Below are 25,327 nucleotides of genomic sequence, written 5' to 3'. Positions count from 1 at the left end.
TGATCGCAGCTGTTGACCGGATGGCGGTGCGCGCCCATATGTTTGACCTCTTCCTATGATGAAAGGCGGCAGATCTCTTGACGAGCGTTGAGGCCACCGTCGGACCGGTCTCCAGCGGGGCGGAGCGTCGTCGGGTCGCCGTCGCCTCCTTGATCGGGACATCCGTCGAGTGGTACGACTTCTACTTGTACGGAACGGCTTCCGCGCTGGTGCTCGGGCCGCTGTTCTTCCCGCACGCCAGCGCGGCGGGCGGCATACTGGCCGCCTTCGCCACGTACGCGGTAGGGTTCGTTGCCCGGCCTGTCGGCGGGGCGCTCGCGGGGCACTTCGGTGACCGCGTCGGACGTAAGGCCGTCCTCGTCGGCTCGTTGCTGTTGATGGGCGTCGCGACGACGGCGATCGGGCTACTCCCGACCTATGCGAGCGTGGGTTTCCTCGCGCCCGTTCTGCTGACGGTTCTCCGCCTCCTGCAGGGACTCTCCGCGGGTATCGAGTGGGGAGGCGCCGTGCTGCTGGCGGTCGAGCATGCGCCGGTAGGCCGGCGAGGTCTGTATGGTGCTGTGCCGCAGACGGGTTCGGCGGTCGGTATGATCCTCGCGTCGTCCGTGTTCACAGCGGTTCATGCGACGGTCGACGGCTCGGCGTTCCTGTCCTGGGGTTGGCGGATCCCGTTTCTGCTCAGCGCGGTACTCGTGATCGTGGGCCTGATCGTGCGACTGTCTGTTGCGGACTCGCCCGAATTCATCGCACTACGGGACACCGGCGGCACCGTCCGCGCCCCCGTCGGACTGGTCCTTCGCCGCCACGGCCGGGAGGTGGGGCTGACGGTGCTCATGCGCATCGGTCAGATCGCGCTGTACACGCTCTACACCGTCTTCCTGCTCACCTACATCGCGCATGCCCTGGGGCATCGCGGAACGACGGTCGGCCTCGTCGCCACGCTCGTTGCGTCTGTCATCAGCCTTGTCGCGACGCCACTGTGGGGCGCCTTATCGGACAGAATCGGTCGGCGCCGGGTGTACCTGTTCGGTGCGCTGTTCACCGTCCTGTTCACGGTGCCCGCGTTCCTCTTCATCGATACGGGCGCGGCGGCTCTCGTCGTGGCGGCGTACATCCTGGGGCTCAACCTCGGGCACGACAGCCAGTACGGCGCGCAGGCCGCCTTCTTCTCTGAACTATTTCCCACGGAGCTCCGGTACAGCGGCGCGTCGATCGGGTACGCCGTCGGCGCGGTCGTCGGAGGCGGGCTGACGCCGCTCATCGCCGCGGCGGCCCTCGACGCGTGCGGGGGCCGGCCGTGGCTCGTGGCCGCGTACCTGATGGTCCTCGCGGCGGTGTCCGCCGTCGGCGTCTGCCTGGCGCCGGAGACGCGGCCGCGCGCACGCGTCGAGGCGGTGCAGGGATGAGTCGGAACCTGATCCTGAGTGCTTTCGCGATGGCGTGTATCGGACACCAGTCGGCCGGGCTGTGGACACGGGACGACGACTCCAGCACCCACTACGCGGATGTCGATCACTGGATCTCGTTGGCTCAGCTGCTCGAGCGCGGCGGCTTCGACGCGCTGTTCCTCGCGGACGTACTCGGCACGTACGACGTATACGGAGGGTCCCGCGACCAGGCCGTGCGCTCCGCGATCCAGGTTCCCGTCAACGACCCCATCCTGGCGGTCTCTGCCATGGCGGCGGCGACGCGTCATCTGGGCTTCGGGGTGACGGTGTCGACCACGTACGAGCAGCCTTACGCTCTGGCGCGACGCATGACCACACTCGATCATCTGACTAAGGGCCGCATCGGATGGAACGTGGTCACGGGCTACCTCGACTCTGCGGCGAAGAACCTCGGATTCGCGGAACAGATTCCGCACGACCTTCGCTATGACGTCGCCGACGAGTACCTGGACGTGTGCTACAAGCTGTGGGAACACTCGTGGGCCGACGACGCGGTGGTCGCGGACCGGGGGACCGGCGTGTACGCGGACCCGCAGCGGGTGCGGGACATCGGACATCGCGGGAAGAACTACACGGTGCCCGGCGCCTTCCTGTGCGAACCGTCTCCGCAGCGCACGCCCGTCATCTTCCAGGCGGGAGCGTCGCCCCGCGGTCGAAGGTTCGCCGGCACTCACGCCGAAGCGGTCTTCGTCATCGGCCCAACGGCGGACGCCGTGCGGCCCACTGTCGACGCGATCCGGAGAGAGGTGGAGGCTGCGGGTCGCGACCCGCGTTCGGTGCGAATCCTCGCGGGGCTCACCGCGATCGTGCGCCCGACCGACGATGCCGCGCGCGAGCTGCTCGACGACTACCGACGCTCGGCCAGTCCCCACGGCGCCCTGGCGCTCTTCGGCGGTTGGACCGGCGTGGATCTATCGGGGCTACCGCCGGACGCGCCACTCGTGCACGTGACGACGGACGCGAACCGTTCCGCCCTCGACCTCTTCACCCGCGACAGTGATCGACAGTGGACCGTAGAGGAACTCGCGCGCTTCGTCAGTATCGGCGGTCGCGGACCGGTGATCACCGGCTCACCCGCCACCGTCGCCGACGAGTTGGAGCGCTGGCGTGACGTGGCAGATGTGGACGGGTTCAACTTCATGTACGCGACGATGCCGGGAACCTTCGTCGATATCGTGGACCAGCTCGTGCCCGAGTTGCGTTCTCGGGGACTGGTCGACGAGCCGCACGACGAGCCTGTCACGCTGCGCGAGCGATTGGGAACGGGCAACGGTCGGCGCCTCGCCGACGGTCACCGGGCTTGGAGCGTCACCCTCGGGTGACGTCAGCCGCCGTGTGAGCGGTACGTGGCTATCTTGTATTCGGTGGCGGCCAGCGAGAGCGTCAGTTCGCGCATCCGACGGCGTATCGTGTCCCGATGTTCGAGCAGCATGTCCAGCCGTTCGCTGATCGAGTCGTCGCCCGCGTCGACCAGTTCGACGTAGTGCTGTAGATCGCGCATCGGCATGCCCGACAGGCGCATTCGCGTGACGAACACCAGGCGACGTTGCGCTTCGGCGTCGTAGACGCGATGGCCCAGGCCGTCTCGCGCCACCGTCAGCAACCCGGCGCGCTCGTAGTACCGGATCGAGTGCGGTGACAGGTCGAGGAGCTCCGCGACCTCCGCGATGGACATGGGGCGCGGGTCGTCTCCGGCGTCGACGAGGCGGTGGATCGTCTCGACAGGTAGCGTGCCATCGATCTCTGCGGTCTCGCCGATCTCGCCGAGAATCCGGGACATCAGGTCGTCGGTCGCCATGTCATGCCTCCTATAGCCCGCGCGTCGTCGGTCGCCCGCCGGGGAAGTCCGCGGACCGGGCGACCTCCGCCCAGCGGCGCACGCCGTCCCCGGCCGCAGTGTATGCCGTGGCGAGGCGTTCGACCGCCTCGGCGCCGAGGGGCAGCCGCAATGGCAGCGCATCGGATTCGACGAGGTCGGCAATGATCGCCGCCGCGCGCTCAGGGTCGCCCTCCTGGTGGCCCTCGATGCCGGTGAGATCGGCACGCACCGGGCCGACGACGCCAGCGTAGGCGTCGATGGCCTCGACCAACCCCAGCGAGTGGGTGCTGTTGAAGCCAGTCCGGAACCGCGACGGCTCCACCAGCATGACCCGGATCCCGAACGCGGCGACCTCGGCGGCGAGTGCCTCCGACCATCCCTCCAACGCGAACTTGCTGGCGGAGTACGCGCCCACCCCCGGGAAGGAGAGGCGGCCGCCCTGGCTGCTCATCTGAATGATGTCGCCTGCCTTGCGTTCCCGCATACCAGGCAACGCGGCGCGGGTGAGTGCGGCGGCAGCGAAGAAGTTCAGCTCGAGCTGTTCGCGCAGCTGTGGCATCGCGACCTCCTCCGCAGCGCCCACGATGGCACGGCCGGCATTGTTCACGAGCACGTCCACGGATGTCCTCGCGATAGATTCCGCCACGCGCACAACGTCGTCCGCGCAGAGAAGGTCTGCCTCGATCACGGTCAACCCGGGCGAGGCGAGATCCGCAAGCGAAGAAGCGTCGCGCGCGGTCGCGGTCACTGTGCTGCCGCGCGAGAGGGCCTCGGCGGTCAGTGCGTGGCCGAAGCCCTGCGATGCGCCGGTGATGAACCAGCTGGTTCGTTCTCTCGTCATGACGGCGACGCTAGGTCTTCGAGCGCGCTCCAACGCAAGCAGGCATGCGAATTCGGTTGCACTCCCGGTGGTGCGGTGTACACGATGAGGCATGGATGGAATCCACTTCGTTCGACGCACGGACGGTCTGACATACGACTTCGAACCGCAAGGTACGAGTGGTGGCGCGCCGTCCTTCAGGCGAGTCGACCTACCCCTCTGGTGCCGTCGAATACCCCACTACGGATGGGTCGTGTGCGACGAGGCGGGCGTGGTGACTGCGCGACCGATGGACCACTCGGGTCACGGAGAGCTTCCGCCCGCAGGTGCATGGGTGAGCCGCAAGGGCGAGCGGGCATACGTGTACGACCTTGTCCGCGAGGCGGATCCGGAACCGTTGTCGAACGGTCCCGTCACCGGATCCTCCGCCCACCTGCGTGCGCTTCCGACGTTGACAGGGGTACGTGACGCACAGATGTTCGGCTGGTCGGACGATCCCGTGCAGCAGTTCCGGCGTTGGCTCGACGGGGCGATCGAAGCCGATGCGCCCGAGCCGCACGCGGCCGTCGTCTCCACCATCGACGACCGCGGTATACCGGACGGACGAGTGCTCATCCTGCGGGAGATCGACGGGCGCGGCTGGGCTGTCGCCGGGAAGGCGTCGAGCAGAATAGGATCCCAGATCCGCGCGAGACCGGCTGCGGCGCTGACCTTCTGGTGGCAATCGTTGGCCCGCTCGGTGCGGGTGCGGGGCGTCGTCGTGGAGGCTCCACGAGAAGAGAGCGATGTCGATCTCGCGGCCCGGAGCCCGCAGGCCCGTGCTGACGTCGCGCCCGGGGACTGGACACTCTGGCGCCTCGAGGCCGAACGCGTCGAGTTCTGGCAGGGCTCGACGGATCGCCGTCATGTGCGTGTGGTGTACAGCCGCGACGCTGACGGCGGCTGGACGGTCTCGGCCTCGCGCGGCGCCGAAGCGGTCACGCTGCCCTGAGCGCCTCCACGGTCGCCCATACCGCTGAGACGATCTCGTCGGGATCGGTGATCGGTATGTTGTGCCCGGCGTCGACTTCGATGTGCCGTCCCTGAGGCTGGGCCGCTGCTAGTGCGGCGTGGGCTGCGACGATCTCTTCATGCATCTTGGCCGCGCCCAGGGGTGCCCGGGTCCCGCTCATCACTGCGACGGGAATGTCCGGGAGGGGAACCGCCTCGGAGCCGTCCTCGGCGAGCGTTGCGTGCCAGCCACTCATCTCCTCCGCCCTGGCGCGCATCGCGGCGCGGGTGAACTCGCACCGTTTGATGTCGTCTGCGAACTCGGGCGGAGCGAGGCGGTCGATGACCCAGGCGCCTATGCGTTGCAGGAGGCCGATGCGCGCCGCGCCGCGCATCACGGACTCGGTGAGCAGAGTCGTCACACGGTAGCCGCGCCCGTGCAGCGCAGGCATGTCGAGGCTCACACCGTCGACGAGTACGAGCGCAGCGACCCGTTCCGGATCGCGGATGGCCGCGTACTGGACGATGAGCCCACCAAGGCTGTGGCCGACCAGGACGAATCGCTCTGCAGGGCCGCGAGACACTGCATCCAGCACGACCTCGAGATCGTCGGCCAGTCGCGCGACTGTGCGGCGGGCCGGGTCCACATCGCTGGTGCCGTAGCCGGCACGGTCGTATACGACGGTGCGCGCGAAGCGCGCGACTTCAGGCTGCACGAGCGCCCATACACCGTGCGCGCACCCCAGGCCGGACTCGAAGACAACGGAGATCCGGGCGTCGTCGCCGGCTGTGATGACGCGTAGCGCGCGCATATCCGGGGTGTCGCCGTGCGCAACCGACCCGAACGGATTGCCGGTTTCCATCGTCGGTGTCATGCGACCACTCAACCCCTGCTGAGCGCACCTGGCAACAGAGCCGGGGTTGTCGATCACGGCGCGTTCGCACGGGACACGACCTCACCTGTTAGCGTCGATCGACAACTTCTGAGGAGGCGCGATGCATAGGAGATCGGCCGTGATCGCGGCGTCTGTTGCGGTTACCGGAGCGGGCATCATCGGCACGGGGGTCGCTACGGCTGTGCCCGCGGGCCACACCCTCGAGTTCCGGTCCGTCACGTCGTCGAAGCAGGTCGCGACCTGCCCGTCGCCGTCGCGTGCGGGGGAGACACAGCCGATCGAGGCGTGCGCGCTAGACGGCAAGACCCTCTACGCTCTCGCGCCCGCCATGATCGCGACGACGCCCACCGCCGCTCGGCCCGAGCGCGATCGGACGAGCGGGCGGTGGACGGTGCACGTCACGCTCGCGCCGGGGGCCGCGGAGATGGTGTCGCGCTACACAGCGACCCACATCGGGGAGTTTCTCGCGTTGGTGCACGATGGCGTGGTGCTCCGCGCCCCGAGGATCGCGTCGCAGAGCGGCGGCGAGATAGTGCTTGCGGGCGGATTCACGCAGCAGTCGGCTACCGCTGTCGCCCAAGAACTGCGCGGATAGAGCTCAGCGGCCGGATGCGGGCGGGAAGCTGCCGGCCCGGTGCAGTCGCTGCCCGTCCCACGTGACGGTGACCTTGGTGGGCCCGCCGGTCGGCGCCGCGAATGCGTCGTCCTTCCGCAGCCACCGGTAGCTCACAGTCACCGAGTTCTTGGTGTGACCGTCGATGGTGGTGTACGAGTACGGCTTCGGCTCGACGGTGCCCAGGAAGCGGCCATCGGCGAACAATAGGACACGAGACTCGACGGTTGCATCGTGCACACCCGAGCCCAGCACCCTCACGAAGTCCAGGCCGCAACCGTTCTTCAGAGGCTGCTCGCTGGCCCCCTGCGGGTTCCAGTCACCGCCGTTGGAGTCCTTGCCCAGCCCCGCGATCGCGTCGGCGACCAGCTTCGAATCGAGGTCCAGACAGTATCCGTGGCCCGCGCCTGGTCGAGTACCCGATGTCGGCGCCGGGACGGCCCTGGTCATCGCCGTCCTGGCACGCGCCGCCGTGCTAGACGAATCGGCACTCGCGGGTCGGTGGGGCAGCGTGATGGATGTGCCGGGCCGACTCGTATGCCCGGCCTGCGAAGCGGACCGGCTCGTCGACGTCGCGACCACCGGTTGGTCCCGCGTCGTGGCTACGGTCGCGACGTTCGATCCGCACGCGGACAGCACCCCAGCTGTACCGGCGACTACGGCGACGCCGGCGACGCTCCGAATCATGATGTTGCGCACGTTCGTTTCCTCCTCCAGTTGACGAACCTTCTCGGGTGACATCGCCACCGGTCGCCGAGACCGTTACGTGCCCTTCGACAACCGCATCTTCGGCGCCCGACGATGCTTGACCCTGACACCGTGTCAGGACGCACACTCGATTTCGTGACCGATAGTCCGCGACTCCTCACGATCGGCGAGTTCTCCTCCCTCACCCGGATCAGCGTGCGCATGCTGCGCTACTACGACACGCACGCAGTGCTGAGTCCTGCGCGGGTGGACGGCGATACCGGGTACCGCTGGTACTCCGCCGATCAGGTCGCGGCCGCTGGAATCATCCGACGGCTGCGCGATGTGGGTTTCGGTGTGTCCGCCATCGGCGCAGTGCTCGCACTCCGCGGAACGCCCGACTACCTCCACGCCCTCCGTGCGCAGCGGACGGTGCTCGAGGAGCAGGCGGAGGCCGCTCACCGGCGGCTGGCCGCGCTGGACCGCATGCTCGAAGCGAAGGAGACCTCCATGTCCGATACCACCGTTGCCGTCGTCGATCTGCCGGCGCAGACCGTCGCCTATCTGCGTGACACGATTCCCGACTACGCCGCGGAGGGCGCGCTTTGGGAGCGTCTCCTACCCGCGTTACAGGCGCAGGGGATCGCGCCGTCCGGCGGGGGCGGCACGATCGAGCACGACGGGGAGTTCCGCGAGTCCGATGTCGACGAGTCCGTGTTCCTCGTCGTCCCGCCCGGCACGGCGGTGGACGCGCCGCTCTGCACCGTCGATCTTCCGGCGCGTACCGCGGTCGTCGCAACCGTGACCGGTCCCTATCAGGATGCGATTCCCCGCGCACACGAGGCGATCTCGGCATACCTCGCGGAGTATGGCCTGACCCCCACGCGGTCCGCCGACGATATCGCGACGCACCACTTCAACGTGTATATCAGCACCCCGATGGACACCCCGGAGGAACTTCTCGAGACCAGCGTCCACGTCCCCGTGGGCTAGGTCCGCTGCCAGAAGACCAGGCGGTTGCCGAACGGATCGAGCACCGTCATCGTTGCACCCCAAGGGTTCTCCTGAATGCCCGGGCGTGCGTTGCGGTGCCGCTGGTCGAGCAGGGAGCGGTGATAGGACACGAGGTCGTCGACGACGATCATCACGCCACTCCCGGGCGTCGCGTCGCCGTGGTGTTCTGACAGGTGTAGCACGGCGCCGTCGCGCGTCACCTCGGCGTACACCGGCAGATCCGCATCGAAGCGGTGCTCGAATCCCCAATCGAATCCGAGGAAACCGCAATAGAATTCGCGGGCGAGAGCATGATCGAAGACGCGCAGTATCGGGATGACGCGTTGCCGCCCCACTGGATCCGCGTCGGACTCACGAGGCGCCGTTGATACGGCGTGGGTGGCGGGGGACACGTCCGCCGCAGGGAGATCGACGGGACCCGAACCCGTCGCGCGGGCGTGCACCAGCCGCGGCACGGGACCGGGGCGCACGTCCAGACCGAGGTACCGGCGAGCGATCTCGGTCGTGGGTACGTCCTCGACGACGTCGAAACCCGCGGTGCCGAGCAGGCGTCCGACCTCTTCCGGAGTGAGGAAACTGATCCACCTCTCGCCGATGGCGGCGAGCCTTCGAGCCCGCTCGGCACGCAGCGCGCGTTCGCGCTCGTCGGCAGGTTCCGGCGCGGGGACGCCGTAGTCGAACACCAACTCCGTTCCGGCGGCGAGACCGCCGAGCGCCCGCAGCGTCGCGGTTATCGCGTCGCGGGTCAGGTAGACGGTGACGCCCATCCACATCACGAAGGCGGGACGGGACGGGTCGAATCCAGCGGCCGCGAGCTCGTCGGTCAGCTCGTCGCGCTCGAAGTCGACCGGGACGAACACGGCTCCGTCGGGCACAGCGATCCCCGCCTGTGCGAGGCGTTCCCGCTTCCACATCTGGGTGTCGTAGTGATCCACTTCGAAGACCCGCACGCCCGGGTACGGATTGCGGTATGCGAACGTGTCCAAGCCGGCGCCGAGGACGACGACCTGATCGAGCCCCGCCCGTACGGCCTCGGCGAGCGCGTCCTCGGCGAAACGCGCCCGGCCTGCGATGAATCCGCGCATCGCCTCCCGCCGCGCGACGGGCAGGTGATGCGAACCGACGGAGGAGCCTCCATCGTCGCCGACGATTGCCCGCGCCAACGGATCTCGGAAGAGTGAAGCACCGTCGAGCTCCTGGTGCTCGGCACGGTACCGTGCCGCTCCCAGGGCGGTGGCGCTAGGACGTCCCTGCCGCATGCGCGCCAGTCTGCCACGGTTCGATGGTCGCGCGCTCACGGCCGCCCGGTATGGGGCGTGAGAGCGATTTCACCGCCGCGACACCCGCTGCATCCGGCGGGCAACATCCCGTCCCTACCTTCATCGCAGTACAGCCGAGCAGAAGGAGACCGCGGTGGCGCGATCACACACGATCACAGGATGGGACCCGGAGGACCGGGCGGCGTGGGACGCCGGCGGCGAGGGGATCGCGAAGCGGAACCTCGCGTGGTCTGTGGCCGCGGAGCATGTGGGGTTCTCGGTGTGGTCCCTGTGGTCCGTCATGGTGCTGTTCATGCCCGAGTCGGTCTATCACCTGAACGCGGGGGACAAGTTCCTCATAGCGGCGACTGCGACGCTGGTGGGCTCGGTGCTCCGGCTGCCGTACACCATGGCTACGGCCCGTTTCGGTGGACGCAACTGGACCGTGTTCTCGGCGTGCGTGCTGATCGTCCCGGTAGTCGCCACCATCGTGATCCTTGCGAATCCCGGCCAGCCACTGTGGGTGTACCTGCTGTGTGCCGCGCTCACGGGGCTGGGCGGTGGCAACTTCGCGTCCTCGATGACCAACATCAACGCCTTCTTCCCGCAGCGGCTCAAGGGCTGGGCGCTCGGGCTGAACGCAGGCGGTGGCAACATCGGTGTACCTGCCGTGCAGCTCGTCGGTCTGCTCGTGATCGCGGTCGCCGGTAACCGCGAGCCCTACTGGGTATGCGTGTTCTACGTGGTCGCACTCACTGTGGCCGCTATCGGCGCCCGCCGTTACATGAACAACCTGGACATCGTCTCGGTGGACACTGCGTCGATGAAGGCCGCCCTGCGTCACCGGCACACGTGGCTGGTCAGCCTGCTGTACATCGGGACGTTCGGCTCGTTCATCGGATTCTCGTTCGCGTTCGGCCAGGTGCTCCAGATCTCGTTCACCGATGGGGGGCAGACGGCGGCGCAGGCCTCGCTGCACGCCGCGCAGATCGCGTTCATCGGCCCGTTGCTCGGTTCTGTCGCACGTGTCTACGGAGGGAAGTTCGCGGACCGGATCGGGGGCGGCCGCGTGACCCTGTGGGCGTTCGCGGGCATGATCGGCGGCGCAGGGATCCTCGCGGTCACAGCGACCATCGCCGGCCGGAACACCACGGCCGCCGCCATGGCGCTCTACGTGTTGGGTTTCGTTCTCCTGTTCCTGCTCAGTGGCATCGGCAACGGCTCGGTGTACAAGATGATCCCCTCGATCTTCGAGGCCGCGTCGCGGTCCCTCGACGTCGATGAGAAGACCCGCGCCGATTACTCCCGCGCCATGTCCGGGGCCGTGATCGGCATCGCAGGCGCGGTGGGTGGCCTCGGAGGCGTCGCGATCAACCTAGTGCTGCGTGCGTCGTACCTCGCGAACGGCACGGCCACGGTGGCGTTCTGGGCGTTCGGTGCCTTCTATGTGATCGCGGCACTGGTCACCTGGCGGGTCTACGTCCGTCTCCCGCAGACCGCTGCTGCCGAGAGCGCCGTTCCGGCAGCGGCCCGTGGGTGAGGCGTCGACTACCATGGGACGGTGCGGCGGCGGCCCGGCCGGGCTGTTGCTGCGACCGACCTCCCCGACGGAAAGCGACGGTATGACCAGCCCCGACGCGTCCTCGCTCACGGGGTTCACCGTGGCGATCACTGCGGCCCGGCGCGCCGACGAGTTCGCGACGATCCTGCGGCGGCGCGGCGCCGGGATCGTCACGGCCGCCGCGATACACATGGTTCCGCTGGCGGACGACGCGCGGCTGCGCACCGCTACCGACGAGGTCCTGGCCACCCCGCCGGATCTGCTGATCGCCACTACCGGGATCGGTTTCCGCGGTTGGGTCGAGGCTGCCGAGGGCTGGGGCGTCGCCGAGTCGCTGCTCGCTGCGCTCGGAAGTGCCCGGGTCATCTCGCGCGGTCCCAAGGCTACGGGTGCGCTGCGCGCCGCGGGCCTGCGCGAGGAGTGGTCGCCGCAGTCCGAGTCCTCCGAGGAGGTGCTCGAGCACCTCACGACAGACGATCTCGACGGGAAGCGTGTCGCCGTCCAGCTACACGGCGCCGTCGACGACTGGGACCCGGTGCCGGGCTTCGTCGCCACGCTTGCCGAGCGGGGCGCCGACGTGGTCCCCGTGCCCGTCTACAGGTGGGAGCCTCCTCTCGATCCGACGGCTCTCGATGCCCTGGTCGAGCGGGTCGCACTCGACGGTGTCGACGCAGTGACCTTCACGTCCGCCCCCGCGGCGGCCTCGTTCCTGTTGCGCGCAGCCGAGTTACGCCTCACCGAGTCCATCGTGCGCGTGTTGTCGACCAGCGCGACCGCGTTCTGTGTGGGGCCCGTGACCGCTCGCCCGCTCGACGCCGCTGGAATCGCGTCGGTGCAGCCGGACCGGATGCGGCTCGGCGCGCTGGCCCGCAGTGTCGCAGACGAACTACCCAGGCGTAGGCCGGATCTCGCTGTGGCCGGCCACAAACTCGGGATCCGTGCGACGTGCGCGGTCGTCGATGGCGAGGTCCGTGAACTCTCGCCGAACTCCCTCACATTGCTCAAGATCCTCGCGCGGGAGCCCGGCGCTGTCGTATCCCGCGACGTGCTGCTCGAGGCGCTCGGCGGCGACGACCCGCATGTCGTCGAGGCCGCCGTCGCCCGGCTCCGCGCAGCGCTCGGAGCGAAGGAACTCGTCGCCACAGTAGTCAAGCGCGGTTACCGCCTCGCTGTGGAGACCATGCCCGAAGGATCGTCATGACCACGCTGCTCGTCGCCCATGGGACACGGAACCCACACGGCGTCAAGATGATAGGCGACCTCGCCGCAGCAATGTCGGATTCGCTCGACGAGGCCGTGCGGGTCGCGTTCGTGGACGTCCTCGGCCCGTCGCCCGACGAGGTCTTGAGGTCGCTCGCCTCGTCGGCTACGGTACTCGTCCCGGCCTTCCTCTCGTCGGGGTACCACGTGCGCGTGGACGTGCCCGCCCACGTCGCTGCGTCGGGCCATCGGGAGGTGACCGTGACGGACGCACTCGGCCCGTCTCCGGAGCTGGCTCGCGCGATGCTGGACCGACTGCTCGAATCAGGCTGGTGTCCAGGAGATCACGTGATCCTCGCCGCGGCCGGTACCAGCGACACGCACGCCCAGGGGGAAGTGCGTGCGGCCGCCGCGATGCTGTCGGCACTGGTCGGGCACCGGGTCTCGATCGCCTTCGCCGCGCCGTGCCGGGACGGTTCCGGCTACCCCTCCGTGTCGGACACGGTCGCCCGGGCGCGGTGTGCGGGAGCCCGCCGCGTCGCAGTCGCGTCGTACCTGTTGGCGGAAGGCCTGTTCCAGGGGCGGCTCGAGGAGTCGGGCGCCGACGTGGTGAGTGGTCCGCTCGGGCTGCATCCCGCCGTGGTGAGACTCGCGTGCCGCCGTCGGCGCCACGCCCTGCTTCTTGCGCCCGCCGCTGCTTGACCTTCAGGTCGCTCGAAGCCCCACGATGAATCCCGTGACCGATCAACGACTGACAATCAGCTCCTTCGCCCGCGCCACCGGCCTGACCGCAAGCGCCCTGCGCTTCCACGGGGATTCTGGGCTACTCCCGCCCGCCGAGGTGGATCCCGACAGCGGGTACCGCTACTACGACCTGGACCAGATCGACACAGCCGTGCGGATCAAGCGCTTGCGGGCGGTCGGCCTGCCGCTTGGCGAGGTGCGGCGCGTCCTCGAGGCCGGACCTGACGAGGCCGTCGCGATCCTGGACGCGCATGTCGCTGCGCGGCAGCGAGATTCGCGCGAGGCTGAGGAGTTGGCGGCACGGGTGCGGGCGGAGCTCGGGGCGGGGCCGTCCCTGCCGCTCGCAACGGTACGCGGACCGGTCTTCGCCGCCGCCGTCGATGCGGTGTCGACAGCGGCGGGTGACGATCCGGACATCCCGATCCTGCGCGGGATCCTGCTGGAGGTCACCCCGGACGGCGTCACCCTGACGGCGACGGACCGCTACCGGCTCACAACGCGCACGCTAGCGGTGCCGGTGGAGCGTGAGTGGTCCGGCGTGCTCGACGGAGACGCTCTGCGCCTGGCGCTTCGGTCCGTCCGGCGCGGGCACGATCTCGCCGTGACGGCGGCGGGTGGCATCGTCCGGTTCGGTGATACGACGGTGCCACTTCTAGCCGGTGAGTACCCCGACTACCGGTACATGCTGGATCGGCTCCCCGCGGTCGGTACGCGCGCGGTCGCGCCTGCGTCCGAGCTACTGGACGCAATCGAATCGACTGCGGCGCAGCATATCCGACTGAAAGCCGAGGAAGGGGTGGTCACGCTCGACGGCCGCACCGTCGTGGCCAGGGTCGAGGGACCGGCCTGGTCGGCGTCCTTCGACGCGACCGTCCTGTATCCCGCGCTTGCGACCGCGGTGGGGCCCGACGCGATGCTCGACCTACGTGTCGGGCGCGCGCCCGTCACCGTCCGATCCGCCGACGACGGCGCCCTCACCACCCTGGTCATGCCCGTTGCCCCGCCGACTGTGGGCGGGCGCGGTGACGAGGACGAGGGGTAGGAACACCTCGTCCACGATCGACGCGGCGACGTCCGGTGATACCGGCCGCAGCGTCATCAGCAGTTCGTGCCGGTACAGGTCGAACGGGACCGAGCGCACTCGCGGGGTCAGCCTGGTCGGGTCGATCTCGCCGCGCTCGACCGCGCGCGTCAGGATCTCGTCTACGGCGAACCCGCCTCCCTTGAGGACGGTCTCGCGCAGATCGGCGAAGCTGGTGCCGGTCTCGGCGTAGTACGCGCCTAGCCGCGAACCCATCATGATCCCGAGTTGGGCGCGGGTGCGGTTGGTCTCCTCGAAGAGGGCGAGCAGGTCGCCGCGCAGGGTCCCCGTGTCCGGCGCGGCGACGGGGCTCCGGTCGCGCCCGTGTGCGATCGCCGCGGTCACCAGGTCGGGTTTCGAGGACCACCGCCGGTACAGCACGGCGCGGCTCGTGTGTGCACGTTGCGCGACCGCATCGATCGTGAACGCGTCGTAGCCCTTTTCGCGGAGCTCCTCGAAGGCGGCGTCCAGCAATGCAAGCTCGAGCTCGGCGCCTCGCCGGCGCGTCGGCTCGCCTCTAAGAGACATTGTGTTTCCTAACTCGTGGACCTACACTGCGATTAAGAGTCATAGTGTATCTAATGAGGTGGACATGTCGCAGCAGTCTTCAAATCCTGATCAGAGCGCCGACCCCGCCGTGTGGCGCACGGTCTGGGTGGTGTTGGTCGGCGCCCTCGCGGTGGTCTTCGACACGACTATCGTTGCCGTCGCGCTGCACACACTGGCCGATCAACTGCATACCTCGGTGGCGACGATCCAGTGGGTCAGCACGGGATACCTGCTCGCACTGGGCGTTACGGTGCCGATCGCGGGCTGGGCCCAGCGCGTGCTGGGAGCTAAGCGGCTATGGCTGCTGGCGTTGGGGATCTTCTTGATGGGCTCGATCCTGTCCAGCCTCGCTTGGAGCGCCTCGGCTCTGATCGTGTTCCGGATCGTCCAGGGGATCGGCGGTGGCATCATGCTGCCGCTCATGGCGACGATCGTGATGCAGGCGGCGGGCGGCGCCGGTCTGGGACGCGTCATGTCCGCGGTGAGCCTGCCGGCGGTGCTCGGCCCCATCCTCGGCCCGGTCATCGGTGGCGCGATACTGGCGCACCTGCACTGGTCGTGGCTGTTCTGGGTCAATGTGCCGTTCTGTGTGGTGGGACTCGGCCTTGCCGCGGCGCTGTTGCCCGCCGACGGCCCGGTGAGGCGCGTGCCGCTCGACGTGGTCGGTGTGTTCCTACTGTCGCCCGGCCTGGTCGGGATCCTGTGGGGGCTCTCCAACGCGGGGAGGCCCGGAGCGTTCGGGCGCACGGACGTCCTCTGGCCCGTCGTCGTCGGTGTGCTGCTCCTCGGAGGCTTCGTCGGCTGGGCGCTCCGCCGCCGGGCGCGTGCACTGGTCGACGTTGCGCTACTCCGGCATCGTCCTCTCGCGTCGTCCTCGGCCTTACTGTTCCTGTCGGGTATCGCGCTGTACGGTGCGATGCTCTTGCTGCCCCTGTACTTTCAGCAGCTACGAGGCATGACGGTCCTGGGTGCCGGGGCCATGCTGATCCCGCAGGGGATCGGCACCCTGCTGAGCCGCAGTATCGCCGGGCGTCTGTCCGACACTATCGGCTCGCGGCCACTCGCCTTGGCCGGCTTCGCCGTGGTCGCGATCGGCACCCTGCCGTTCGCGTTGGCGGATCAGCACACCGGCGAAGTGTGGCTGACGGTCGCTCTGTTGTTGCGCGGACTAGGCCTCGGCGCGGTGACGGTGCCGCTGATGGCGCTGGCGTTCCGCGGGTTGGCACGCAACGACATTCCCGACGCCAGTGTGATCAGCCGTATTGCGACCCAGGTCGGGGGTGCGTTCGGAACAGCCGTGCTCGCCGTGGTGTTGGAAGGTGCGCTGACGCACGCGCGATCGTCGACCATGGTCGCCGCCGCCTTCCGCGAATCTTTCTGGTGGTGTGTGGTATTCGCGGTCCTGGGAGTCGGTCTCTCGTTCTTGTTGCCCGGGAGACCGGTGTCTGCGGACGACGGTGAGTCCTCGTCGACCGCTATCTCCGAACAGTCGCCTACCTCGTAGTGAAAAGGGTTGGGGGTTCGATTCCCCAGGCGGCTCCATCAGAAGGGCGCTGACGTGCAAGAAGGCGTCGGAGGCTCGTCGTCGCGTCTGCCGAGCACTGTGTGCGCTCGCCTCGAGCAATGCAGTTACACCCTCGACTGCTGCCACCTGTGCGTGCTCGTACACCGAGGTGTAGATATCGGCCGTGACCTCGACCTGAGAGTGACCACTGAGCTCACGGTCGGGACTGAGACGAACGGGGCATCCGTCCTGCCGGCGATTATCGACGCGGCGTAGCGGGACAGCGCCTTCGCGGCCGAGCACGGCGAGATCCGGCGCGGCCACGCCGCCCGTCCTCATCGCGGCGCGGGTGCAGGGGCGCGGCGAGCTGCCCGGCGCAGTTGATCCGGCGATGCTCGCGGCCGCGCTCCTGGGCCCGCTGTTCTACCGGCGATGATTCTCGCGCGAACCGATCAACCCGACGTTCGTCGAATCCGTGGTGCGGCAGGAGTGCTCAGGCCGACATCGACGGTCGTCGGTAGCCGAACCGGATGTCGGGGGAGTTGGCCACGAAGACCGTCTGGTCCAGCGTGATCCGTGTGTCGTACACGGGCAGGTACACGCCGTCGGCGTCGAGGCACCGGCCGTCGAGGAGGCTGAAAGCCTGCTTCTTCAAGGGGGATTGAACGACGGGGAAGCCGTTCCGGTCACCGACGATGCCCCGCGACATCACAGCTGCTCGGCCGATCGGGTCGATGTTGCCGACAGCCCGGACTCGGTTGTCCGCCAAGCGGAACACGGCGACCTGTTGTCCATCGGGCAGGAGCACGGCGACCCCGCGCAGCGGCTCGAGGCGGGACAGGGGGCAGGCCGCTGTCCAGTCGCCACGCCAGCGCCGCAGGTCGAACGAGGTGGTCATGGTTGCTCCGATCGGATGTCAGCGTGCGGGGGAGGGAAACGACGGTGTGCCAATCAGCACGGGGATCTTGCGCCCGTTCTTTTCGCCGAACTCGACGGTGGGGTCGGGGGCACCGGGCGCGTTGACGAAGGAGACGAAGCGTGCGAGTTTGTCGGGATCGTCGAGCACCCCCTTCCACTCACACGAGTAGCCGCCCACGTGTCGCGCCATCGTGGACTCGAATTCCTCTGCCAGCCCGAGGGAGTCGTCGACGACGACCGCCCGGAGGCGGTCCAGCCCGCCGTCGAGGGCCTCGAGCCACGGCGCGGTGCGCTGAAGCCTGTCGGCGGTGCGGATGTAGTACATGAGGAACCGGTCGATGTACTTGACCAGTGTCTCGCCGTCCAGATCGGATGCGAGCAGTTGCGCGTGCTTGGGTGTCATCCCGCCGTTGCCGGCCACGTACAGATTCCAGCCGGACTCGGTGGCGATCACCCCGACGTCCTTGCCTCGGGCCTCGGCGCACTCGCGTGCACAGCCGGATACGCCCATCTTGAGCTTGTGCGGGGACCGTAGGCCGCGGTACCTGAGCTCGAGGTCGATGGCCATCTGTACCGAGTCCTGCTGCCCGTACCGGCACCAGTCGGTGCCCACGCAGCTCTTGACGGTGCGCAGCGACTTCCCGTATGCCTGACCGGATTCCATACCGCCGTCCACGAGCCGCCGCCAAATCTGCGGTAACTGGTCGACGGTGGCGCCGAACATGTCGATCCGCTGTCCGCCGGTGATCTTGGTGTACAGCCCGAAGTCGCGGGCGATCTCGCCGATCAGGATCAGCTGCTCCGGGGTGACGTCGCCGCCGGGCATGCGCGGCACTACCGAGTACGTGCCGTTGCGCTGGATGTTCGCGAGGAAGTGATCATTGCTGTCCTGCAGCGACGCCTGCTCGCCGTCGAGGATGTGGTCGGAGCTCGTCGACGCGAGGATCGAGGCGACGGTCGGCTTGCACAGGTCGCAGCCGGTGCCGGTGCCGTACCGCTCGATGAGCCCCGAGAACGTGCGGATCCCGCTCGCCTGCACCAGCTCGAAGAGCTCGGCGCGGGACTGGGAGAAGTGTTCGCAGAGCGACTTCGAGACCTCGACGCCCTCGGCGGTGAGAAGCTGCGAGAGCAGCGGCACGCACGATCCACACGACGTTCCGGCACCGGTGCAGCCCTTGAGGTCCGCGACGGTGCAGGCGCCGCCTGCGATCGCCGAGCACAGCGTGGCCTTGGTGACGTCGTTGCACGAACAGATCTGGGCCGCGTCGGGTAGCGCGCCCACTCCGATCGCGGGGGCATCGCCGGTGCCGGCGGGTGCGATGAGCGACACCGGGTCACCCGGCAGCGAGGAACCGACCAGCGGCCGCAGCACGCCGTACTGGGACGCGTCGCCGACGAGGATGCCGCCGAGGAGCGTCTGGGCGTCGTCGGACAGTACGAGTTTGGCGTAGGTGCCGCCGATCGGGTCTGAGACGACGACGTCGAGGGCGCCCGGCGTGGTGCCCATGGCGTCGCCGAAGCTCGCGACGTCGACGCCGAGCAGCTTCAGCTTGGTGGACATGTCGGCGCCCGGGAACTCGGCGTCACCGCCGAGGAGACGGTCGGCCACGACCTCCGCTGTGCTGTACCCGGGCCCGACGAGGCCGTAGCACCGGCCCTCGATCGCCGCGACCTCGCCTATTGCGTAGACGTCGGGATCACTGGTGGCACAGGAGAGGTCGGTGAGAACGCCTCCGCGTTCGGCTAGGTCCAGGCCGGCCTCACGAGCGAGCTCGTCGCGAGGGCGGACGCCGGCCGCGAACACCAGTAGGGCGGTATCGACGACGGTGCCGTCCGCGAGCGTGACGGCGAGGCTGTCGCCGGCGCGGGCGATCTCGGTGGTGCCGGAAGACAGTGAGACGTCGATCCCCATCGCAGTGATCATCCGGGCGAGATGCTCGCCGCCGCCGGTGTCCACCTGCTGCGGCATGAGCCGCGGGTTGACCTCGACGACGTGCGGGCGCAGCCCCAGTGTCTGCAGCGCTTTCGCGGCCTCCAGTCCGAGCAGGCCGCCGCCGACCACGATGCCGACGGCCTCCGGATCACGGGCGAGCGCGGCCTCGGCGTCTGCCCGGATAGCGTCCAGATCGTCGAGCGTGCGGTATACGTGGCAGCCCTCGGAATCCCTACCGGGCACCGGTGGAACGAAGGCGTACGAGCCGGTCGCGAGCACCAGGGCGTCGTAGTCGACGGTGCCCGCGTCGGTGTGCACCTGACGGGCGTCCCGGTCGATTCCCGTCACCGCGGACCCGAGCCGGACCTCGACCAGCTCGTCACCCGCGTAGTCGTTGCCCGACAGCGCTAGCCGCGACCGGTCCCACTCGCCGACGTACGAGGAGAGCCCGACACGGTCGTACGCCGCGTCCGGCTCCTCGCCCAGCACCACCACGCGCCAGGCACCGTCCGTGTCCCGGGCCCGCAGCGCCTCGACGAACCGGTGACCCACCATGCCGTGCCCGATGACCGCGACCGTCCGTGTGCTCACCTTGGGGACTCCTCTCGTCTGTTGACCTGAGCCACGGTATGGGGGCGATATTGCGCAGGCGCTGCGCCGCGTTGCCGCCCGGTCACGCGTTCCTCACATCACTGCGGGACGGGATGTCAGGCGAACCGCCGGCGCGGCCACGGCGGCTCCATCGCTCTCAGTACACGTCCCGGACATAGCGCTTCTCGGCGGAGAGCGCCTGCAGGTACGACGCGGCGCTCTTCGGGCTGCGACCGCCGTGCTCGGCGACGATGCCGCGCAGCACATCGTCGACATCCCGTGCCATTCTGGAGGCGTCGCCGCATACGTACAGGTGCGCTCCCGAGGAGATCCACTTCCACAGCTCGGCGGCGTTCTCACGCATGCGGTCCTGGACGTAGACCTTGGGGCCACCGTCCCGTGAGAACGCCGTGTCGAGCCGGGTGAGGAGTCCCGAGTCCCGGAACGCGTCGAGCTCTTCGCGGTAGTAGAACTCGGAGGACTCATGCCGTTCCCCGAAGAACAGCCAGTTGGCTCCGGAGTGTCCGCGCGCGGCACGGTCGTGCAGGAATCCTCGGAACGGGGCGATACCCGTGCCCGGTCCGATCATGACAGCGGGCACTTCAGACCGCTCCGGGGGGCGGAAGTGCTTGGTGCGCTGCACGAACACATCGATCTCGGCGCCGGGCTCGAGCCCCGCCAGGTGCCCCGAACAGACGCCGTGTCGCACCGCACCGTCCGTGGCGGCCGAGGACGATTCGTACTGCACCACCGATGCCGTCACGTGCACTCGTGTGGGGTCCTCCAGTGGGCTGGACGATATCGAGTACAGACGCGGCGCGAGCGGCCGTAGGACGGCCATCCACTCGTCCAGCCCGGCCTCCACGGGGTGCGACGCGAGCAGATCCAACGCTTGGCGGCCCCACGTCCATTCCGCGAAGTGCGCTGGGTCGGCGATGGCGGCCGCGAGATCCTCGCCGGGGTTGCGTTCGTGCACGAAACGGATCAGGTCCGGCGTGATGCGCGTGACGTCCAGCCGCGCCGCGACCGCCTCGGCCAGCGTCGTCTCCTCGTTCCCGATGGTGACCGCGACCGCACCGTCGAGTCCCGTGCGCGTGAGGAACTCATCGACCACGTCGGGGCGGTTGCGCGGCCATACACCGAGGGCGTCCCCCGGGCCGTACTCGAGAGTGCCTTGAGGCAGGTGCACCCCGATGTCCCGCACGTCCTTGTCCGAGGCTTCGCCGCAGAGTCGGCGGTTGCGCGCGATCGTGGTACGCAGCGGGTTCTTTCGCGAGTACCGTGCCGGCTCCGCCGGATCGGACCCGGCGTCGGCAACGAGGGTGTCCGTCGATTCCGACCCGCCGGCCGGTGGTTCCGACCCGTCCGACAGCGCGGCGGTGACGCGGCCGACCCACGCTGCCGCGGTCTCCTCGTAGTCCGGTTCGCACGAAGCGCGATCCGTGATCCGGCGCGCACCGAGGTGCTCGAGACGTGCGTCCAACTTCCGCGCGAAGCCACAGAAGTCCGCATAGGAGGAGTCGCCGAAACCCAGTACCGAGAACTCCAGGGAGTCCACGTCGCCCGGCTCCGCGGCGGCGAGGGCGTCCCAGAGCGCGATGCCGTTGTCGGGTGCGTCCCCGTCGCCGGTGGTCGCGACGACGAATAGAACGGTACCGACCAGGTCGGCGACCGCCACCTCGTCTGCGCCGCGCAGGTGCGCAGTGACGCCTCCGGCGGCGAGACGCTCCGCGCACGCCTGAGCGGACTCCTCGGCCGTACCCGTCTGTGACGCCCACACGACGGTGACCCGGGGGCCGCTCGGTAGGTCGGGCTCAGCGGTGGCCGGCGCGAGAGCCTCACCCCGCGAGAAGATTCCGGCGATCAGGCCGTCGACCCAGGCGCGCGTGTCGGTGCCCAGCGGTGCTCCCGCGGGCAGCACAGGTACCTCTCCGGCGGGTGGATGCGCGCGAAGTCCCGTGAGCATCCCGGAGAGGAACAGCTGTTCCGCAGGGCCGAGTATGGGGTCGGGCAGTGTGCCCAGTGCCGTCGCAAGCGCGTCGACGGGCGAGGTCTGGCCGGATGTCACGGTGTCCTCCCTCGATGGGGTAGCGGGGACGGGCTCGAGCGCGACGGCGCACACCTTGAACTCGGGTTGCAGGGAGTCGGCGTCGACCGCGTCGTTGGTCACCGCGTTGACCGCGAGGTCCGCACCGAACGCGTCGCTCCAGTGCATAGGGGCGAAGCACACGCCGGGACGCACCGCATCATCGACGGCAGCGGGGAGTACGGCACGCCCACGCCGCGAACGGATCTCGACCGAATCGCCGTCGGCGATGGCCAGCCGCTCCGCGTCCTCGGGATGCAACTGCAGGAACGGCTCCGGATTGAGCTTGTTGAGCTTGTCGACCTTCCCGGTCTTGGTCATCGTGTGCCATTGGTGCGCGAGGCGACCGGTGGTGAACACGAGCGGATACTCGTCGTCGGGCAGTTCCGCGGCGGGCAGGTGCGGGCGTGGAAGGAAGCGTGCCTTGCGGGAAGGCGTCGGGAAGGCGAATTCGGGAACCGTGCCGTCCGCGGCCGTGTACAACGACTGGGAGACACCATCGTTCAGGTAGCGGATGGGATTGCGGTCCGCGCCCCCCGGCGCCGCCGGCCATTGGACGGGCCCGCGGCGCAGGCGCGCGTGGTCGACGCCGCGCAGATCCCATCCGGTGCGTGGGTTGTGGAAGCCCGCCAGCTCATCGAATACCTCGGCCGCCGTGGCGAAGTCGAAGCCTGGGTAGCCCATCGCGGTGGCGACCCGGCAGATCAACTCCCAGTCCGCCAGTGCATCTCCGGGCGGCGCCATCGCGGGTGCGCAATGCGTGAGGGTCCGCTCGCTGTTCACCATGACGCCATCGGACTCGGCCCACAGGGCCGCGGGCAGCACGATGTCGGCGTACGCAGCGGTCTCGATGTCGGCGAACGCATCCTGGACGACCACCAGCTCGGCGGCCTCGAGACCGGCGATCACCGAGGCCCTATTAGCCACGGAGGCCACGGGATTCGTGCAGATGATCCATGCGGCCTTGATCTCGCCGGTGGCCATCCTCCGGTACATGTCGACGGTGCCCGTCCCACCTTCGGCCCGGATCGTCCCGGCCGGCAGCGCCCAGCGCTCCTCGACGAACGCGCGGTCGCCGGCGTCGAGCGCGGCCCGCTGGCCCGGCAGGCCGGGGCCCATGTAGCCCATTTCGCGCCCGCCCATGGCGTTCGGCTGCCCCGTCAGCGAGAACGGCCCCGCACCGGTGTGGCAGATGGCACCGGTCGCGAGGTGAAGGTTGCACAGCGCGTTCGTGTTCCACGTCCCGTGGGTCGACTGATTGAGGCCCATCGTCCACAGGCTCACCAGGTTCCGCGTGCCCGCGACCATCTCCGCGACACGCCGCAGGTCCGCTTCCTCGATCCCGCACACCGAAGCCACGAGCTCCGGCGAGTAGTCGTCGAGCAGTGCGTCGAGTGCCTCCCAGCCCTCGGTGTGCGCGGCTACGAAATCGTGGTCGATCCCGCCGAGGTCTCGGATCAGGCGTAGCAGGCCGTTGAGCAGCGCGAGATCGGTGCCGGGGCGGACGGGTAGGTGCACGTCCGCCTTCGTGGCGGTGTTCGTACGCCGCGGATCCACCACGACCAACTTCGCGCCGGCGCGGACGCGGTCCATCATGCGCAGGAACAGGATCGGGTGGCAGTCGGCCATGTTCGCGCCGAGCACCAGGAAGACGTCGGCGGCGTCGAGGTCGTCGTAGCTCCCCGGTGGGCCGTCGGCGCCCAGGGACTGCTTGTATCCCGTCCCGGCGGACGCCATGCACAAGCGCGAGTTCGATTCGATCCACTGCGTGCGCAGGTAGCCCTTGGCGAATTTGTTCGCCAGGTACTGCGCCTCGATCGACATCTGGCCCGAGACGTAGAGCGCGATCGCATCCGGTCCGTGCTCGTCCCGGATCGCCGACAGGCGGTCGGCCACCGTCGATACCGCGGAGTCCAGGGCGGTCGGCACGGGATCCACACCGCGCTCAGGGCGCTCCAGCGCAGTCGTCTGTCGGCCACCGGCGCGCAGCATGTCGCCCGTCGTGTTCCCCTTGGTGCACAGGCGTCCACGGTTGGCCGGGTGGTCGGCCCTGCCCGTCGCCTTTACGACCGTACCGCCCTCGACCTGCAGGTTCATGCCGCAGCCCACGCCGCAGTAACCGCACACGGTCGACACCGTCGTCACGCCTCACCTCCTGGTCACCCGACAGCGTCCGCGGAGCGTGTTTCCCGGCGCAGCTGCGGCGGTTACGCGCGTATCAACTCGACCTTGCAGCACGCCGGCCGGTGTCGTGAGGTCGGTACATTGCAGTGATGACCGCCACGCCCGTCCCCGGAAGGCCACCGTCGCCGCTGCGCTCATCGGACAAGGCGGTTCCACCGTGGGCGGACGGGATGACGACCGGGGACTTCCTTGCGTCGGCACCGAGGCTCTCCTCGCTCGGCACCCCGCTGATGGTGCTCGACGAGGCCGCACTCGCCGCCAACACCGCCGTATTCGCCGAGTGGTGTGCCGCGCGCGGCGTCGAGCTCGCTCCCCATGGGAAGACCACCATGTCGCCGACCCTGTGGCAGCGGCAGTTGGATGCGGGTGCGACGGCGATCACCGTCGCCAACTACCCACAGCTGCGTGTCGCCGTCGCGGCGGGAGTGCCGTCGGTCCACGTTGCGAACGCGATCGCGGATCCGGCCGGGATCGCTTGGCTGGGGGCGGCTCTCGACGCCGACCCCGGGCTCGAGGTCACGGTGTGGGCCGACGCTGTGCGCACCGTCGATCTACTGGACGCGGGTTTGACGGGCCGCGGGCCGACAGTCCTCGTAGAACTCGGCGGCGCGGGCGGGCGGACCGGCGCGCGTGATGTCGAAGCCGCCGCTGCCGTCGCTCGGGCGGTCGCCGCATCGGACCGCCTGCGTCTGGGCGGCGTCGCAGGCTACGAGGGGGCCTTCGCGCACGACGACTCGGCAGAGTCCCTGGCGCGGGTCGACGGGTATCTGCACAGCATCGTCGACCTGCATCGTCGGCTGGAGGAGCTCTACCCGCCCGACGGCAGGATCGTCGTGAGTGCCGGTGGCAGCGCGTATTTCGACCGGGTCGCCCGAGTCCTCGGCGCGGTTCAGGACGATCGGACCGTCGTCGTGGTCCGATCCGGGGCGTACATCATCCACGACGACGGCTTCTACGGAACGGTCACGCCGTCGGGTCGGGGTGCCGGGCCTGGCCTGCGGTCCGCCATGCACGTGTGGGCGCGGGTGATCTCCAGGCCCGAAGCGGGCTTGGCGTTGCTCGACGCCGGGCGGCGGGACGTCTCGTTCGACGACGGGTTGCCCACTCCGCAGGCGGCAGCCTCGGACTTGGGTGCACCGCGCCGCCCGCTCGGCGGCATAGTGACCGCCGTCAACGATCAACACGCATACCTGGCGCTCGACCCCGGGGATCCGCTCGCCGTCGGCGACGTGGTCCGGCTGGGACTCTCACACCCGTGTACCGCGATCGACAAGTGGCGGGTGATACCCGTCGTCGACGATTCCGAGCAGGAGGATCCCGTCATCGTCGACCTGCTCGCCACGTACTTCTGACGGGCCGGCCGGGTTCGCGTCATTCCCCCGCTGACGAACGGGGCGGGAGGGAATACTTTGGTGCGGTGGGCCCGGCTA

General features: G+C 69.0%; 20 protein-coding genes. 11 read left to right on the top strand and 9 right to left on the bottom strand.

Features of this window, described 5'->3' with window-relative positions:
• Nucleotides 1-77: 77 nt before the first annotated feature.
• Together P0W64_RS07835 and P0W64_RS07830 are read left to right on the top strand one after the other, a co-directional pair.
• Entirely contained in the window at nucleotides 78-1,406 is a 1,329-nt protein-coding gene (locus tag P0W64_RS07835) for an MFS transporter (protein WP_275479520.1), read from the top strand.
• Nucleotides 1,403-2,770 (top strand): LLM class flavin-dependent oxidoreductase, encoded by a 1,368-nt coding sequence (locus P0W64_RS07830; RefSeq protein ID WP_275479519.1) that lies wholly within the window; start codon nucleotides 1,403-1,405, stop codon nucleotides 2,768-2,770. The genes P0W64_RS07835 and P0W64_RS07830 overlap by 4 nt, the downstream gene beginning before the upstream one ends.
• 2 nt (nucleotides 2,771-2,772) lie before the next feature.
• Here P0W64_RS07830 and P0W64_RS07825 read toward each other — a convergent pair whose 3' ends face one another.
• Both P0W64_RS07825 and P0W64_RS07820 read right to left on the bottom strand, forming a co-directional pair.
• A complete protein-coding gene (locus P0W64_RS07825; protein ID WP_275479518.1) occupies nucleotides 2,773-3,246 on the bottom strand; it encodes a MerR family transcriptional regulator in 474 nt (157 codons plus the stop codon).
• A 10-nt stretch (nucleotides 3,247-3,256) separates the two neighbouring features.
• A complete protein-coding gene (locus tag P0W64_RS07820) occupies nucleotides 3,257-4,108 on the bottom strand; it encodes an SDR family NAD(P)-dependent oxidoreductase (RefSeq protein WP_275479517.1) in 852 nt (283 codons plus the stop codon).
• A 250-nt stretch (nucleotides 4,109-4,358) separates the two neighbouring features.
• Between P0W64_RS07820 and P0W64_RS07815 the strand changes: the two genes are divergently transcribed.
• A complete protein-coding gene (locus tag P0W64_RS07815) occupies nucleotides 4,359-5,078 on the top strand; it encodes a pyridoxine 5'-phosphate oxidase C-terminal domain-containing protein (protein WP_275479516.1) in 720 nt (239 codons plus the stop codon).
• Here P0W64_RS07815 and P0W64_RS07810 read toward each other — a convergent pair.
• A complete protein-coding gene (locus P0W64_RS07810; protein ID WP_275479515.1) occupies nucleotides 5,065-5,952 on the bottom strand; it encodes an alpha/beta fold hydrolase in 888 nt (295 codons plus the stop codon). The genes P0W64_RS07815 and P0W64_RS07810 overlap by 14 nt on opposite strands.
• 121 nt (nucleotides 5,953-6,073) lie before the next feature.
• Here P0W64_RS07810 and P0W64_RS07805 point away from each other — a divergent pair, with 121 nt between their 5' ends.
• Nucleotides 6,074-6,568: a hypothetical protein gene (locus tag P0W64_RS07805; RefSeq protein ID WP_275479514.1), complete on the top strand. Its 495-nt coding sequence runs from the start codon at nucleotides 6,074-6,076 to the stop codon at nucleotides 6,566-6,568.
• Between the two features lie 3 nt (nucleotides 6,569-6,571).
• Here P0W64_RS07805 and P0W64_RS07800 read toward each other — a convergent pair whose 3' ends face one another.
• Nucleotides 6,572-7,036 (bottom strand): LppP/LprE family lipoprotein, encoded by a 465-nt coding sequence (locus P0W64_RS07800; RefSeq protein ID WP_275479513.1) that lies wholly within the window; start codon nucleotides 7,034-7,036, stop codon nucleotides 6,572-6,574.
• A 393-nt stretch (nucleotides 7,037-7,429) separates the two neighbouring features.
• Between P0W64_RS07800 and P0W64_RS07795 the strand changes: the two genes are divergently transcribed.
• Entirely contained in the window at nucleotides 7,430-8,266 is an 837-nt protein-coding gene (locus P0W64_RS07795) for a MerR family transcriptional regulator (protein ID WP_275479512.1), read from the top strand.
• On the opposite strand, the gene P0W64_RS07790 is transcribed toward P0W64_RS07795, so the two are convergent.
• The gene (locus P0W64_RS07790; protein ID WP_275479511.1) at nucleotides 8,263-9,546 is read right to left on the bottom strand and encodes an SAM-dependent methyltransferase; all 1,284 of its coding nucleotides are present in this window, start codon (nucleotides 9,544-9,546) and stop codon (nucleotides 8,263-8,265) included. The two genes, P0W64_RS07795 and P0W64_RS07790, sit on opposite strands and share 4 nt — an antisense overlap.
• A gap of 154 nt (nucleotides 9,547-9,700) precedes the next feature.
• Between P0W64_RS07790 and P0W64_RS07785 the strand changes: the two genes are divergently transcribed.
• From P0W64_RS07785 to P0W64_RS07770, 4 genes are all read left to right on the top strand, one after another.
• A complete protein-coding gene (locus P0W64_RS07785; RefSeq protein ID WP_275479510.1) occupies nucleotides 9,701-11,086 on the top strand; it encodes a nitrate/nitrite transporter in 1,386 nt (461 codons plus the stop codon).
• 82 nt (nucleotides 11,087-11,168) lie between these two features.
• On the top strand, nucleotides 11,169-12,308 hold the full coding sequence (locus P0W64_RS07780) for a uroporphyrinogen-III synthase (RefSeq protein ID WP_275479509.1): 1,140 nt from the start codon (nucleotides 11,169-11,171) through the stop codon (nucleotides 12,306-12,308).
• Nucleotides 12,305-13,009 (top strand): sirohydrochlorin chelatase, encoded by a 705-nt coding sequence (locus tag P0W64_RS07775; RefSeq protein WP_275479508.1) that lies wholly within the window; start codon nucleotides 12,305-12,307, stop codon nucleotides 13,007-13,009. Before P0W64_RS07780 ends, P0W64_RS07775 begins: the two co-directional genes overlap by 4 nt.
• A 34-nt stretch (nucleotides 13,010-13,043) precedes the next feature.
• A complete protein-coding gene (locus P0W64_RS07770) occupies nucleotides 13,044-14,093 on the top strand; it encodes a MerR family transcriptional regulator (RefSeq protein ID WP_275479507.1) in 1,050 nt (349 codons plus the stop codon).
• On the opposite strand, the gene P0W64_RS07765 is transcribed toward P0W64_RS07770, so the two are convergent.
• Nucleotides 13,974-14,660 (bottom strand): TetR/AcrR family transcriptional regulator, encoded by a 687-nt coding sequence (locus tag P0W64_RS07765; protein WP_275479506.1) that lies wholly within the window; start codon nucleotides 14,658-14,660, stop codon nucleotides 13,974-13,976. The two genes, P0W64_RS07770 and P0W64_RS07765, sit on opposite strands and share 120 nt — an antisense overlap.
• A gap of 64 nt (nucleotides 14,661-14,724) precedes the next feature.
• Here P0W64_RS07765 and P0W64_RS07760 point away from each other — a divergent pair, with 64 nt between their 5' ends.
• Nucleotides 14,725-16,185 carry an MDR family MFS transporter gene (locus P0W64_RS07760; protein WP_275479505.1) on the top strand — a complete coding sequence of 487 codons (1,461 nt, stop codon included), beginning with the start codon at nucleotides 14,725-14,727 and terminating at the stop codon, nucleotides 16,183-16,185.
• Between the two features lie 493 nt (nucleotides 16,186-16,678).
• On the opposite strand, the gene nirD is transcribed toward P0W64_RS07760, so the two are convergent.
• The 3 genes from nirD to P0W64_RS07745 all read right to left on the bottom strand — a co-directional run bounded on the left by nirD (nucleotide 16,679) and on the right by P0W64_RS07745 (nucleotide 23,858).
• Nucleotides 16,679-17,083, bottom strand: a complete 405-nt coding sequence (gene nirD, locus P0W64_RS07755) for a nitrite reductase small subunit NirD (protein ID WP_275479504.1) — start codon at nucleotides 17,081-17,083, stop codon at nucleotides 16,679-16,681.
• Nucleotides 17,084-17,101: 18 nt separating this feature from the next.
• The gene (nirB, locus tag P0W64_RS07750; RefSeq protein ID WP_275479503.1) at nucleotides 17,102-19,627 is read right to left on the bottom strand and encodes a nitrite reductase large subunit NirB; all 2,526 of its coding nucleotides are present in this window, start codon (nucleotides 19,625-19,627) and stop codon (nucleotides 17,102-17,104) included.
• A gap of 157 nt (nucleotides 19,628-19,784) precedes the next feature.
• Complete coding sequence (locus P0W64_RS07745; RefSeq protein ID WP_275479502.1) at nucleotides 19,785-23,858, bottom strand: bifunctional nitrate reductase/sulfite reductase flavoprotein subunit alpha; 4,074 nt, start codon at nucleotides 23,856-23,858, stop codon at nucleotides 19,785-19,787.
• Between the two features lie 128 nt (nucleotides 23,859-23,986).
• Between P0W64_RS07745 and P0W64_RS07740 the strand changes: the two genes are divergently transcribed.
• Complete coding sequence (locus P0W64_RS07740) at nucleotides 23,987-25,249, top strand: amino acid deaminase (RefSeq protein WP_275479501.1); 1,263 nt, start codon at nucleotides 23,987-23,989, stop codon at nucleotides 25,247-25,249.
• Nucleotides 25,250-25,327 lie beyond the last annotated feature (78 nt).

The sequence above is a fragment of the Tsukamurella sp. 8F genome, assembly GCF_029167375.1.
In the GTDB taxonomy this organism is placed as follows: domain Bacteria; phylum Actinomycetota; class Actinomycetes; order Mycobacteriales; family Mycobacteriaceae; genus Tsukamurella.
Note: the sequence above shows the minus strand (reverse complement) of the source record. Positions and strands in the feature narration are given on the sequence as shown.